Raw genomic sequence first — 14,224 nt, forward strand, 5'->3', positions numbered from 1 at the left:
GTCGCCCGCGGCCGGTCTGAACACGCTTCAGCGGAACTCGGCGGCGCGGTCCCGACTCGTGCGCGGCGGAGGAAGAGCATGGTGGCGACAACTGACATCGACCTGGCCGGTGTTCCTTCGTAGGGTGGCAGCCGCTGATCGTCCATTTCACCATCGCGCGCCCGCAGAGGACCGAATGCCGACCAAACTTGTCCGGTACCTGACAGCAACAGCCGCGGTACTCACGCTGCTGATCACGGCGCCGACCGCAGTCGCCTCCACCCCGGAGCCCGTCGCCTCCGAGGCCCCCGTCCAGACCACTCCCCCGGCGGCCGACACCTGGCAGCCTCCGTTGTCCACCCGCGGACGGTACATTGTCGATGCCCAGGGACACCGGTTCCGCCTGAAGTCGGCCAACTGGGACGGCGCGCAGGGCTCGTGGACGGGAAGCGGCAGCACCGCCGATCCCGCCAACCACCACGCCGGCCAGAACTCCTACGGCGTACCCCTCGGCCTGGACCGGGCCCCGCTGGCCGAGCTGCTGGCCGACTTCCACGAACTCGGCATCAACAGCATCCGGCTGCCGTTCTCCAACGAGATGATCCACGCGACAGCTGCCGTGCCGGACGCCGCCGTCGCGGCCAACCCTCAACTGCGCGACAGAACGCCCCTGCAGATCTACGACGCCGTCGTGGCCGCCCTGACCGAGGACGGGTTCGCGGTCATCCTCAACAACCACACCAACACCTCCCGTTGGTGCTGCGGCATAGACGGCAACGAACGCTGGAACAGCAGTCAGTCCACCCAGCAGTGGGCCGACGACTGGGTGTTCATGACCCGCCGTTACGCCGCCAACTCCCGTGTCGTAGGCGCGGATCTCTACAACGAAGTACGCCGTGACGTACTGGACGACCCCAACTGGGGCCTGGGCGATGGCCACGACTGGTACGCCGCGGCCCAACTCGCCGCGGACCGCATTCTCACCGAGGCCAACGCCGAGCTCCTCATCGTCATCGAGGGCATCAACTGGACCGGCGTACCCGTCGACGGACTGCCGCACGACCGCCCCACCCTCACGCCCGTGCGCACGCTTTCGCACACCCTCGTGGACGCTCACAAGCTGGTCTACTCCGCACACTTCTACGGTTACACCGGTCCCCGGCACAGTGGCGCCACCGGAGTCGGCGAGACCCACGATCCCCGTTACCAGGACCTGACCCGCGACCAGCTGTATCAAGTCCTCGCCGACCAGGCCTTCTTCGTCACCACGGAAGGGCAGCACTACACCGCGCCCGTGTGGGTCAGCGAGTTCGGCATCGGAGCAAATGAGACGGGTGCAGCCGCCCGCACCTGGTTCGGCAACGTCACCGACTACTTCGCCGACCACGACGCCGACTTCGCCTACTGGCCCCTGGTCGGCTGGGAGGGCCACGACGACTGGGCTCTGCTGCGCTACGACACCGCGGGGCGACGGTACGGCATCCTCGACCAGGGCGACTGGCGCGGCACCGCGTGGGATCACCTCATGACGTCTGCGACCCGCACCGGGTACATCGCGCCGATACCGGTCTGGCGCATGCTCGCCACCGACCATGGCGACTACGTCCAGTCTCTGCGGGTGCGGGCCGGCGGCGACTGGGATCCAGGCGCCTACAAGGCCGCCTGCCCCGACGGCCTGCGGTTGATCGGCCTCAGCCACTCCGGCGGCCGTGGCCTGTGCACCGACACGTCCGGCGGCGACCTGCGCGGCGCGGGCAACGCCCAGACGGTCGTCACCGACGAACGCCACGTCCCCGCAGGCGGCGACTGGGCCGGCGGCTACACCAAACTCCAGTGCCCCGCCGGGCAGTTCCTCATCGGCTACAGCCGCCGCGGTGACCGTATGTCGGCGGCCCTGTGCGCGCCCGCCCGCACGTCATTGGGCCGCACCGGACGGACCGTCTGGTTCGACCGCTCCGACAACCGGCCTACCGATGGCGCCGGCGGCGACTTCGCCCAGGGCCATTACAAAGGCCAATGCGCGGCCGACGAGTACGCCGCCGGTATCGCCTTCACCACCCGCGTGGGCAGCACGCCAGGCCCCTCGGCACTGTTGTGCAGCCCGCTACAACCCTGAAGCACCTCACGGCCACAGACATACGGACGGGTAGCGACGGGAGGCTTCGGCGTGGTTGCCGGGGAGCGGGCTCCCGACGGACTCGGTGCCCCGGAAGGCCGCGCGGTCGGCTTCCCCGGCGCGGTTTGCGTCGGCAATCCGCGCCGGGCTCGTCCGCCTCTGCCAGGCATGCCTGCGCACCCCCGGCAACCCTTAGCGATCCGGCTGTCGCGCCCGACGCCACCGGACGGGTGAGGGTGGACCGACCGGTCAGACCGGCGGAGATACCGGCATCGGCCGCGCGGCACGTCCGTCCGGTTGTCGGTGAGACCTTCTCGGCGGCGCTGACGCCGGCCCGCGCTCGGTGCGCCGCACTCCTCGTCGGCTCCGGCAAACCGCGCAACGTACCCGACGGAACATTTCAGGACGTTTTACCGAATGGGCGGCACCGGCATCCAGCGCGGCAGGGGGCACACGGCCAGGCTGTCGGAGCTCCTGTACCGGCGCTCCGCCACCTCCGCCGGGAATGGTTGCACCCGCTCATGGTGACATCCATCACGTCGGCCTCCCGCATCAACGCGGTTCGGTAGTACATGGCGCCCGGGCGACATGTAGAGACTTGCCGTCCGGAAACAGACATACGGCGCACATGATCCGATGGCATGCGTCCCACTCGGTTCCTTCGTGCCGCCCTCCGGGCATATGGGGCCTCCTGACGGAGCGCCAGGTCCTGCCACGCTCCGGTGAGCCGGGGCTGCACACCTGTGCGCCCGATTCAAGCGCGATCGAGTACTACGAGGCCGGGTAGTAGTGCCGGTCATTGCCGGTCACTCACTCAGGTTTTAACAATGACGGCCCCAGACGGCGTCACCGCAGCTCAGGCACCGCGTCCGTGCAGAGCCGAGCCCACCGGAGACGCACCCGCGACGACGGAGCGAGGTCCGCATGAGCAAGCACCGCAGGAAGACGCGCCACAGGCAGATAGCCATCGCTGCCGTCGCACTCAGCGCGCTGGCGATACCGACCGCCGCCATGGCCTGTATGAACGATCCGGGCAGCGAGAACGCCGAGTCCTACGGTCACTGGAGGCACTGGAAGAACGCGTCCCTGCAGGAACGGTGGAGGGGCGGCGCGTGGACCGCGCAGCCCTCGGCACCGGCTTCGCACGCAGCCACCGCGCCGGCTTCGCACGGAGCCACCGCGCCGGCTTCGAAGGCACCCACCGCACCCGCCTCAACGGCACCCGCCGCACCCAAGCCGCCCGCCACCGCATCCCCGAGCGCCCCCAGCACGGCGGCCCCGGCATCCAGCGCCGTGGCTCGCGTCGTGGCTCTGGTCAACAGCGAGCGCAGCAAGGCCGGATGCTCCCCCGTGACCCTGAACGCGAAGCTTTCGAAGGCCGCCCAGGATCACAGCGCGGACATGGCGCGCCACAAGAACATGTCCCACACGGGCTCCGACGGTTCGGACCCTGGCGAACGGATCACGCGTGCCGGCTACGCCTGGAGTGCCTACGGCGAGAACGTCGCGTACGGATACTCCACCCCCGAGCAGGTCATGGCGGCCTGGATGTCCAGCCCCGGCCACAAGCACAACATCCTGACCTGCGACTTCAAGGAGATCGGCGTCGGCCTCGCGCAGCCCGGCGACTACTGGACGCAGGACTTCGGCACGGCCCGCTGACCGCTCGCGCCGACCTCCGCACCCATCGCGACGTTCGTTGCCCCCGCCCCGGGATCAGTCCCGGGGCGCGGGCAAAGGAGATCGCCTACAGAAGCGGGACCAGCTGGGCCCGGAGACCCTGTGTCCGCATTCGACTGCCGTCCCCGAGATGCTCCTGCCTGGTAGTCAGTGCGCGACGAGCTGCTGGCCGCCGTCAATGTCGTACGTTGCGCCGGTGAGCGCGTCGTTGCACATGATGTGTACGGCCAGCGCGGCAACGTCGGCGGGGCCGACGACCCGTCGGATGGGAAGCGTGGCGCGCAGCTCCTCGCGCCGTGCCTCGAGCTGATCGCCCAGGAGCGAGGCCGACAGGGGCGTGTCGACGAATCCGGCAGCGATGAGATTCACGCGGATCGGCGCCAGTTCGAGCGCCAGGTTCGCGATGAGGGCGGGCAGGGCCGCGGTCATGGCGGACACCACGGTCATGCCGACACCGTGGTGCCGACCGCCGGTGCCGCCCATGAACAGCAGCGTGCCCCCGGCTCGGACCTTGTCACGGCTGTAGAGGGCGACCCCGAGTGTCGTGGCGAGGCGCTCGTCGAATTCACGGCGCGCGGCTGCGAGGTCCATGCCTGCCAAGGGCATGTAGGAGGGGCTGCCGGCTGTGACCATCACATGGTCGACCGGCCCGGACAGATCCTCGAAGAACTGCTTGAGGCGGTCGGTGTCGGTGGCGTCGAACGCCGCTGTGCTCACCGGGTCGAGCTCGCGCGCAGCCTGCTGCAGCCGTTCCGGGTTCCGGCCGACCAGCACGACCTGGCCACCGCCTGCGCGTACCTGGCGGGCGGTTTCCAGTCCGATACCCGCGCTGGCCCCGATCACCACCACGGTCTGGTCGGCGAGGTCGGGCCGGCGGTGAGTGCCGGGAGCGCCGGCTGCGGCCGTCATGGCGAAACGCCGCCACCGAAGACCGTCACACCACCGTCGTCACTCAGCGCGCTGCCCGTCATCCGAACCTCCGGGTATCAGTCTCTGGTCCCAGTGTCGCCCTTCGGGCCGCTGATCGCCTGTCTGCCGGCCCAGCTGCCTGCACTTCTGCCCACGGGCGCGACGGCAACCGCAGGATCGGCCGGCGCGGACAAGGAGCCGCCAGGAGCGGTGGCACCATCGGCACGGCGGGCCGGCCGCAGTCGCGGAGCGGACCCGGGTTCAGCCGCCCAAGGCCGCCTGGACCACCGCCTTGGCCTCCTCCTGCACCGTACGCAGATGGTCCTGCCCGAGAAACGACTCGGCGTAGATCTTGTAGACGTCCTCGGTGCCCGAGGGCCGTGCAGCGAACCAGGCGTTGCCGGTCGTCACCTTGATGCCGCCGATGGCCGCGCCGTTGCCGGGGGCGTGGGTCAGCACCGAGGTGACGGCTTCCCCGGCGAGGGTGTCCGCGCCGACCTGTTCGGGAGAGAGCCGGGCGAGCAGGGACTTCTCCTCGCGTGACGCCGGGGCGTCGATGCGCTCGTACGCGGGCTCGCCGAAGCGGGCGGTGAGCGTGGCGTAGTGCTCGGACGGAGTCTTGCCGGTGACCGCCGTGATCTCACCGGCGAGCAGCGCCAGGATGATGCCGTCCTTGTCGGTGGTCCAGACCGAGCCGTCCCGGCGCAGGAAGGAGGCGCCGGCCGACTCCTCGCCGCCGAAACCGAGCGAGCCGTCGACCAGCCCGTCCACGAACCACTTGAACCCCACGGGAACCTCGACCAGTTGACGGTCCAGGTCGGCGGCGACCCGGTCGATCATTCCGGACGACACCAGGGTCTTGCCGATCCCCGCGTCCGCGGGCCAGCGTTCACGGTGGGAGTAGAGGTAGGAAATGGCGGTGGCCAGGTAGTGGTTGGGGTTCATCAGCCCCGCGTCCGGTGTGACGATGCCGTGCCGGTCGGCGTCCGCGTCGTTGCCCGTGGCGATCCGGAAGCGGTCGCGCCGTTCGATGAGCGACGCCATCGCGTAGGGCGACGAGCAGTCCATACGGATCTTGCCGTCCCAGTCCAGTGTCATGAAGCGCCAGGTGGGGTCCGTGAGCGGGTTGACCACCGTCAGGTCGAGTTCGTGCTGCTCGGCGATGCGGCCCCAGTAGGCGACCGACGCCCCGCCCAGTGGGTCGGCGCCGAGAGGCACGTCGGCGGCGCGGATCGCGTCGAGGTCCAGCACGTTCGGCAGGTCGGAGACGTAGGTTCCGAGGAAGTCGTACCGGCTGGTGGTGGAGGCGGCGAGGGCCCGGGCGTAGGGAAGGCGGCGCACGTCCTTCAGCCCGCCCGCGATGATCTGGTTGGCGCGGTCCTGGATCCAGGACGTCGCCTCGGAGCCGGCCGGTCCGCCGTTGGGCGGGTTGTACTTGAAGCCTCCGTCGGCGGGCGGGTTGTGGGAGGGGGTGACGACCACGCCGTCCGCGAGGCCGGCGGAGCGTCCGCGGTTGTGGGTGAGGATGGCGTGCGACACCGCCGGGGTGGGCGTGTAGCCGTCCGCCGCGTCGATGAGCACCGTCACCTCGTTGGCGGCGAACACCTCCAGGGCGGTGACCTTCGCGGGCTCCGACAGCGCATGGGTGTCGGCGCCCAGGAAGAGGGGGCCGTCTGTGCCCTGGCCGGCCCGGTATTCGCAGATGGCCTGGCTGGTCGCGGCGATATGGTCCTCATTGAACGCGGTCGTCAGTGACGACCCGCGGTGTCCGGACGTGCCGAACGCAACGCGCTGCCCCGGTTCGGCCGGGTCAGGGTGCAGTGCGTAGTACGCGGTGACCAGTCGGGCGACGTCGACGAGATCCTCGGGACCGGCCGGCCTGCCCGCTCGCTCGTGCACCATGTGCCCGCTCCTCCACATCTGTTGACCGTCCCTTGCGGTCTCATCTTTCCTTGTCACGGCCGCAGTCCGCGAGTGCCCCACCGGGCAAACCCTGGGATCGGGGCGGGTGTGTCTTCACCTGGGTCTTCCAGGAACCCTCATCGGGCACTGCGCATCCCTGGTGACCGGAGAAGGGGCGGGGCGTCCGGACGGGCCGTCAGACGCTCCTGTTCCGGCCTTACGGTGTGACGGCGGCGACAGCCTCGCTTCCGCCGCCCAGGGCAGCGGACCCGGAGCGGGGCGGAAGGGAGTAAGAGCCGCTGCCGCGGCCGGTATTGGACGCCGGTTCGGGAAGGGGCGCTTCGGGAGCCGCCGGTTCGAGCAGGGACGGTTTGCGGAGCAGGAGCAGCGCCGCGTCGTCGTGGAGCCGGCCGCCCACATGCGCCAGTAGTTCGTCGTGGAGCGCGGTGAGGGTGCGCGACGGCTCGTCGGACACGTGGCGTGCCAGACCTTCGGCGAGCGGGTAGAACTCACGACTGTGGTTGCGGGCCTCGGTGACCCCGTCGGTGTAGAGGAGCAGTTGATCCCCGTCGGCGAAGGGCAGCACCTGCAGGCTGGGAGTCTCGCCCGTGAGGGCGCGGAGCCCGAGGGGTGGGGCCGGATGGGTGGGCTCTACCGCCACGACGGCCCCGGATTCGCGGACCAGCAGCGGAGGCGCGTGTCCGCAGTTGACCACTTCCAGATGCCCTGCCTTCGGGTATCCGGCGACGACGGCGGTGACGAAGTCGTCAAAGCCGAGGTTGCGCGCCAGACTGCGCTCGATCCTGTCGACGACGTCGAGGATGTCGGGTTCGTCGTAGGCGGCCTCGCGGAAGATACCGAGCACAAGTGCGGCGGTCGACACGGCCGGCAGCCCCTTGCCGCGCACATCGCCGACGATCAGCCTGACCCCGTACGGGGTGGGCACCAGTGCGTAGAGATCCCCGCCGATACGGGCCTCCGCCGCTGCGGCGCTGTAGCGGACGGCCACCCGGAACGGGCCGACGGTCGCCGGTATCGGCTTGAGAAGCGCGTGCTGGGCGGCCTCCGCGACCGAGCGGACGGCCGCGAGCACTCGTTCACGACGCCCGCGCAGCACGCTGGCCAGGCCACTCGCCAGAGTCACGGCCACCACGGCGGACAGTACGGCCGCCAGCTCGCGGCCCGGAGCACCGTCCAGCGCTCCGAGCATCGCGCCCAGCGTCACGGCGAGGAGACCGACACTGAGGACTCCGCGCGGCCCGCAGGTGGTGGCGGCCAGGGCGGGCCCGGCCGCGAGCAGTGGCAGCCAGATCATCCCTGCTCCGCCGACGAGGTCGACGAGCGCGATGGCGGAGACGATCAGCACGGGCAGCACCGGCGTACCGGTGGCCAGCTGTGCTGCGACGCGTCTCCGGGCCGACGCCCCGGGACTGGCCACTGGGTTCCTGCACAGCCGTATCAGCCGGTGGTCGCCGCCATGGTCTCGGGCCTGACTCATGTTCTGTCTGCAGTCCTCACCTGGGCGCGGGGCGCATTCCTGAAATGCCTGTTTCATCCAGGAAACGGCCTTCGCTCGGGCGCCACAAGGACAGGATTTTCAGATAGTGAGCGACAGGCTCCTGGTCACACGACTCGCGGTCGGGAGCAGCCGCGCCCGGATCTCCTCAAGTCGGGAAAGCCGGTCCGCCGGAAGTGAGACGCCGAGCGAGCCGAGCGTGTCCCCGCTGTAGACGGGCACGGCGACGCAGACCGTGCCGAGGGCGTACTCTTCCAGGTCCGTGACGGCCGGGGCCATGGGTGAGGAGTCGAGTCGCCGGAGCAGTTCCGGAAGGCTGGTGATGGTCCGTGGCGTGAGGTCGGCGAGGTCGTGCCGGGAGAGGTAGTCCTTGCGGGAGTCCTCGTCCAGCTCGCGCAGCACGGACTTGCCCAGCGCGGTGGCGTGCCCCGCGTCCTCCATTCCCACCCAGAGGTCGACCCGGGGCGCCCGGGGACCGTCGACGATCTCGGCCACCCGGATCTCGCCCTCCTCGTAGAAGGTGAGGTAGGCGGCCGTCGCAAGCTGGTCCCGCAGCGCGGCGAGCGTGGGACGGACCCGGCTGAGCAGCGCCTGCCTGCTGCTCGTGGTGCGCAGCCCCTGCAGCTTGTCGCCCAGGATGAACCCGCCGTCGTCCAGCTTCCGTACGTATCCGTCGTGCACCAGCGTCCGCAGCAGGTGATACGCGGTGGCCAGGGGCAGGTCCGTCTCACGTGCCAGCTGCTTGGCCGGCGCGCCGTTCTCGTGGGTGCTCACCGCTTCCAGCAAGCGGAAGGCCCGCTGCACGGAAGTGATGAGCGTCGGGCCGTCGTGAGCACCCATACGACCAGCGTGCCCCGGGCACGCGCCGCAAGCAAGGCGCGCACGGTCCCGCGCGACCCCGCACACTGGAGCCCGCGCCCGGAACGGAGGGCCGGGACGGGTGATAGGCGTGCGAGGCTTCGACGGTCGGCGAACACGGCCGGAGTCGTGGACCGGCCCCGTACCTCCCCGGGGGCGGGTACGGCGCCGGTCCTGTTTCTACTGGTGAGCCGTGTGGCAGCATCCGGCGGTACCGAGGCGCCGCCAGATCTGGCCGGCGCCGGCGGCGAGGAGCCCGGCGGCCCGTGCGGACGGGCAGCCACGGGTTCCAGGCCGGGCAGATCATCAGGTGGTCCCCCTGACATGCCGCCGGGTGGAGCAATGCCCCGTACGCCGTGCCGGGGCCCAGCAGGCTGGTCCTCTTGCCGAGATCCGTGCCAGGAGTCCCGTGTGTGCAGGCTGCGTCAATCGAGCCGTCAGGTGCGTCGTCCGCTCGTAGGCCCCGCCCCGGGACACCTCGCCGGTTCGACGGCATCCGGGCGCAGGAGGGGGGCAGTGAGGTGGCCGGGCCGCGCCGCGGAAGCAGGTCACCGTGAGTCGCGGCCGGGCGGTGGCGGTGAGGCCTTGCCGGCACCACCGGCGTGGATGCGCTGGATGCCCGTTCTCTACGTCGCGGCCGTCCTGCTGATCGAGCCCCTCACGCCCGTGCAATGGCCGGTGAGCTTCCTGCTGATCGCCCTGCCGCTGGTGGCCGCCTTCGCCCACGGACCCGCGGTCGTCGCGGGCGTCACCGCGTTCGCCATCGCCTTCGAGGGCGTCCTGGCAGGCACCCCGTGCTGCGCGGGCCGTTCCGTCGGTTACCTGTGGGACCGCCACTACGTGGCCGCCTACTTCTGCACCGCTCTCGTCGGCACCCTGGGAACCTTCCTCGCCACCCACCGCACACGACGCGAACGGACCCTCGCCACGGTGCGCTTCGTGGCCGACACCGCCCAGCGCGTCCTGCTGCGGCCGCTCCCCCACCGGATCGGCAACATCCTGGTGGAGAGCTTCTACCTTTCCGCCGCCGCGGAGGCGCGCATCGGTGGCGACCTCTACGAGGCCGTGCCCACCACGCACGGGGTACGCCTGCTGATCGGCGACGTCCGCGGCAAGGGCCTGCTCGCAGTGGAAACCGCCGCGACCCTGCTCGGCGCGTTCCGCGAAGCCGCTCACGACGAACCCGACCTCGCCGAGCTGGCGGGCCGGGTGGAGACCAGCATGGGTCGCAGGGCCGCCCAGCTCCCCGGGAGCGACATGAGCGAGCGTTTTGTGACCGCCGTCTTCGCCGAGATCGTCGCCCAGGACCACATCGTCCGTATCGTCAACTGCGGTCATCCACCGCCCTTGCTCATCCGTCCGGACGGAGTGAGTGAGCTGGAGACGTCCCGGTCCGCTCCGCCCCTCAACCTCGGCATGCTCGTCGGGGAGCCGTACCACGTCGACGAACACGCCTTCTGCCCCGGCGACCAGCTGCTCCTCTACACCGACGGCATCACGGAAACCCGCGACCCGGCCGGCACCTTCTACCCCCTCATCCAGCGCGTCCGCTCCTGGGGCCCGCTCCCGCCGCGACAACTCCTGGACCGCCTCCATCACGATCTCCTCGCCTACAGCGAAAACAACCTGCACGACGACACCGCCGCTCTCACGGCCTGCCTCCTGCCCGATGGGGCACCACCGCTGACCTAACCGGGCAAGCGTCCGAAGACCGGCCGCGCCCAGACCGGCGGATCCGGAGCCCGCCCCGGCTGCCGCACGCCCGAAACACCGCGGGACCCCGCCTGCACGGGCGCATACGCTCCCTTGTCGGCTCCGCCCGCGGCAGCCCGCAATGCCGCCACGAACTCCAGACAGGAGTCGTAACGGTCCTCGGGAACCTTCTCCAAAGCCTTGGCCAGAACGCCGTCCAACGCCGGCGCGATCCCCTGCCGCTTCTCACTCAGGGCAGGGGGCTGATCGTATTGATGCGCCCACAGCAGCGCTATGTCCTCATCCCGCTGGAAAGGCGGACCGCCTGCAAGGGTTTCGTAGACGACGCAGGCGAGGCTGTAGAGATCACATCTGCCATCCACCGGTCGGCCCGAAATCTGCTCCGGCGCCACATAGTCCAGGGTGCCGACGAACTCGCCCACGGTCGTGAACCCGGTCAACGACAAGGACTTCTTGGTGAGACCGAAATCCGTGAGATAAACATGCTCAGGATGATCGCTGTCAGTCCCCTGAGCAACAAGAATATTGCCCGGCTTGACATCGCGGTGCACCAAATCATGCTCATGAGCCGCATCAAGCGCCGACGCCACCTGAGCGGCAATACGCAGCGCGGTTTCCACCGTCAACGGACCGTCCCGGTCGAGCAGAGCCCGCAGGTCCAGCCCCGACACATACCGCATGGCGATATACAGCACACCATCCATCTCACCGGCCTCAAAGATCGGCACAATATGAGGATGGTCAATCGCGGCGGCCACACGTGACTCGTGCGTAAAGCGGCGCCGGAACGTGTCATTGCGCGCCATCTCGGGCGCAAGCAATTTCAACGCAACCGTACGCTCCAGGCGCAAATCCTTCGCACAATATACAACGGCCATACCCCCACGGCCGATCTCACGCTCCACGCGGTAACCCGCGATCTGCGCCCCGATCAGCCCCGATGGCCGACCCGAATACTGACTCGCCCCATCCGGCGCGGAATCCATCACACATCACCCCCACTCCACCGTGCGAGAGCGCGGAACTCGTCAGTCCCAGAGTTTGTACGTCACTTCCCGCTGCTGCAGCCGCGGGGGCCTGTTGTCGGTATAGATCAGCCGCAGCCGGGTGAAATGCTGCAGTCCAGGATGCTTTCGCCAGCTCTCCGGGCGGTCGAGCCGCACGCTGACAGGGAAGGTGTGGAATTTTCCGGCGGCACAGTAGGGCAGACAGTCATTCACTGCGTCCAGTCCGCTACCCACCGCGGACGTCGGCCCCCAATGGAACCACCGCAGCGCCGTCAGGCGGTTGTTGCCGTCCCCGCAGGCCAGCAAGAAGTCGCGCGGCCGTATCTGCGCCTTCGAGAAACAGTCGACGGCCACCACACGAGTTTCCGCAGGCGACTCAGCGGAAGCGGACGCCGGCACCACTGCCCCCGCCAGCGCCGCGGCGGCACACAGCAGAACCGCTGACTTGAGCTTCTGTCTCTGCATGCCGGCTCCCCAGCTGCCTCATTGCGAGCCCACGCGGCCCTCGGTGCACACCTCATCCGCCCGCGCACCTCGGTCAGCGCGCCAGGAGCAGTCGCCCGTGACAACGGCGCCTCATCCAGCAGTTGCTCCTCACTCGACGCTACGACCACGCCCCGCGATACACCACCCGAACAAGCGAGACCATGCATCGGCACGGGTCGACAGCGGTACGCGCCGCCCCTCCCCCGTTCAGCCGCGTTACACCGGGTTTTGGCGGAAGCCTCGTCGTGCGGGACCTGCGGCGGGGCACGCGATTCACGAGACGCGCCGCCCCGGTTCTCGCACAGGCAAGCACAAAACGTGTGTTATTCAGCCATGCACACACATACGCGGCGCACCTTGCTCGGTGCCTCGATCGTGGCCGTCGGCTCGGGATTCCTGTCTGCCTGCTCAGGGACCGACTCCCGCTCAGGGACCGATTCCGGCTCAGGGACCGACTCCGGCGCCCGCCCAGGGCCCGGCTCGCACCCGGAGCCCGGATCCCACGCGAGGACCGACTCCCACTCGAGGTCTGCGACAGCCGGGCACGGCAGCAGGGCCTTCGTCCCCAAGGGGCCCAAGGGATACGTGAACCCGTCCGATCCCGAGGTCATCGCCGCCGAGAAGGCCCGCGGGCCCGGCCCCGTCCGCAGGTTCAGGCTGACCGCCGCCGAGACCACCCTCGACCTGGGCGGGCGAACCGTCAGGTCATGGGCGTACGGCGACACACTGCCCGGCAAGGAGGTCAGGATCACCGCGGGCGACATCCTCGACCTGACGCTCGCCAACCACCTGCCCGTGACGACGACGCTGCACTCGCACGGTGTCCGCATGCGCTGCGACATGGACGGCGTACCTGGTCTGACCCAGTACCCCATCGAGCCCGGCGCGGACTTCAGCTACCGCTTCGCCGTGACACACCCAGGCACGTACTGGCTGCATTCGCACTCGGGAATGCAGCTCGACCGCGGCCTGTACGCCCCGCTGATCGTCGAGGACCGCAGGGAGCCCTTGTCCTACGACAAGGAGTGGGTCATCGTCCTCGACGACTGGGTGGACGGCGTCGCCGGCTCCACTCCGGACGGCGTGCTCGCGCAGTTGCACCACGGCAAGAGTGCGATGGACATGGACATGGGCATGGATGAGGGCAGCGAACACGACGGCTCCGGCCATGACAGGTCCGCCGGCCCCTCCCGCGTCCTGCGGAACTCCCACAGCCGCATCCTGCACAGCGAGGGCGGCAATGTCGACTACCCGTTCTACCTGATCAACGGCCGCCTCCCGCACACTCCTTCGGTTTTCCGGGCCCGCCCCGGGGACCGCATCCGGCTGCGGATCATCAACGCCGGGGGCGACACGGCCTTCCGCGTGGCACTGGGCGGCCACGAGATGACGGTGACGCACACGGACGGCTACCCGGTCGAGCACAAGAGGACGGACGCGCTGCTGCTCGGCATGGCTGAACGCTACGACGTGCTGATCACCGCAAAGGACGGGGTGTTCCCGCTGGTCGCGCTGGCCGAGGGCAAGAACGCCCGAGCCCTGGCACTCCTGCGCACCGGCGGCGGGGCCAGCCCCCGGGCATCCGTACATCCACGGGAACTCGAGGGCCAGATCGTGCCGGCCAGACGCCTCGTACCACACGAATCCGTGGCCCTCTGCGGCCGCAAGCCGGACCGTGAGATGCGCGTCAGGCTGACCGGCAGCATGCGGAGATTCGACTGGAGCTTCGACCACCAGCCCTACTCCATCCAACAACGCCACCCGGTCCGAGAGGGGGAACGGGTCCGCCTGACCCTCATCAACGGCACCGACATGTGGCACCCCTTGCACCTGCACGGCCACACCTTCGCCCTCAAGGGCATCGACGCGGTCGGAGCCCGCAAGGACACCTCCGTGGTACTTCCGCACCGCAAACTCGTCGTCGACTTCAACGCCGACAACCCCGGCCTGTGGATGCTCCACTGCCACAACCAGTACCACTCCGAATCCGGCATGATGACCATCCTCGGCTACCGAAAGTGACCACGGTGTCGACTACCCGCCCACCACCGTCGTCAT

10 protein-coding genes are annotated in these 14,224 nt (G+C 69.4%); 4 read left to right on the forward strand and 6 right to left on the reverse strand.

Annotated features, from left to right (window positions below):
• Positions 1-175 precede the first annotated feature (175 nt).
• Positions 176-2,095 carry a glycoside hydrolase family 5 protein gene (locus tag AB5J53_RS01435; RefSeq protein ID WP_369243814.1) on the forward strand — a complete coding sequence of 640 codons (1,920 nt, stop codon included), beginning with the start codon at positions 176-178 and terminating at the stop codon, positions 2,093-2,095.
• Positions 2,096-3,019: 924 nt separating this feature from the next.
• Entirely contained in the window at positions 3,020-3,757 is a 738-nt protein-coding gene (locus AB5J53_RS01440) for a CAP domain-containing protein (protein ID WP_369243815.1), read from the forward strand.
• A 165-nt stretch (positions 3,758-3,922) separates the two neighbouring features.
• Here the strand turns inward: AB5J53_RS01440 and AB5J53_RS01445 are convergent, their stop codons facing one another.
• The 4 genes from AB5J53_RS01445 to AB5J53_RS01460 all read right to left on the reverse strand — a co-directional run bounded on the left by AB5J53_RS01445 (position 3,923) and on the right by AB5J53_RS01460 (position 8,942).
• A complete protein-coding gene (locus AB5J53_RS01445; protein ID WP_369243816.1) occupies positions 3,923-4,684 on the reverse strand; it encodes an SDR family oxidoreductase in 762 nt (253 codons plus the stop codon).
• A 261-nt stretch (positions 4,685-4,945) separates the two neighbouring features.
• The gene (gene pgm / locus AB5J53_RS01450; RefSeq protein ID WP_369243817.1) at positions 4,946-6,586 is read right to left on the reverse strand and encodes a phosphoglucomutase (alpha-D-glucose-1,6-bisphosphate-dependent); all 1,641 of its coding nucleotides are present in this window, start codon (positions 6,584-6,586) and stop codon (positions 4,946-4,948) included.
• Positions 6,587-6,803: 217 nt separating this feature from the next.
• Positions 6,804-8,084 (reverse strand): PP2C family protein-serine/threonine phosphatase, encoded by a 1,281-nt coding sequence (locus AB5J53_RS01455; RefSeq protein ID WP_369243818.1) that lies wholly within the window; start codon positions 8,082-8,084, stop codon positions 6,804-6,806.
• Positions 8,085-8,183: 99 nt separating this feature from the next.
• A complete protein-coding gene (locus AB5J53_RS01460) occupies positions 8,184-8,942 on the reverse strand; it encodes an IclR family transcriptional regulator (RefSeq protein ID WP_369243819.1) in 759 nt (252 codons plus the stop codon).
• A 633-nt stretch (positions 8,943-9,575) separates the two neighbouring features.
• Between AB5J53_RS01460 and AB5J53_RS01465 the strand changes: the two genes are divergently transcribed.
• Positions 9,576-10,652 carry a PP2C family protein-serine/threonine phosphatase gene (locus AB5J53_RS01465; RefSeq protein ID WP_369243820.1) on the forward strand — a complete coding sequence of 359 codons (1,077 nt, stop codon included), beginning with the start codon at positions 9,576-9,578 and terminating at the stop codon, positions 10,650-10,652.
• On the opposite strand, the gene AB5J53_RS01470 is transcribed toward AB5J53_RS01465, so the two are convergent.
• Entirely contained in the window at positions 10,649-11,659 is a 1,011-nt protein-coding gene (locus AB5J53_RS01470; protein WP_369243821.1) for a serine/threonine-protein kinase, read from the reverse strand. The two genes, AB5J53_RS01465 and AB5J53_RS01470, sit on opposite strands and share 4 nt — an antisense overlap.
• Positions 11,660-11,701: 42 nt before the next feature.
• On the reverse strand, positions 11,702-12,145 hold the full coding sequence (locus AB5J53_RS01475; protein ID WP_369243822.1) for a hypothetical protein: 444 nt from the start codon (positions 12,143-12,145) through the stop codon (positions 11,702-11,704).
• Between the two features lie 354 nt (positions 12,146-12,499).
• Here AB5J53_RS01475 and AB5J53_RS01480 point away from each other — a divergent pair, with 354 nt between their 5' ends.
• Positions 12,500-14,188 (forward strand): multicopper oxidase family protein, encoded by a 1,689-nt coding sequence (locus tag AB5J53_RS01480; protein WP_369243823.1) that lies wholly within the window; start codon positions 12,500-12,502, stop codon positions 14,186-14,188.
• The last annotated feature ends 36 nt before the right edge of the window (positions 14,189-14,224 follow it).

The organism is Streptomyces sp. R41 (assembly GCF_041053055.1).
Taxonomy (GTDB): Bacteria; Actinomycetota; Actinomycetes; order Streptomycetales; family Streptomycetaceae; genus Streptomyces.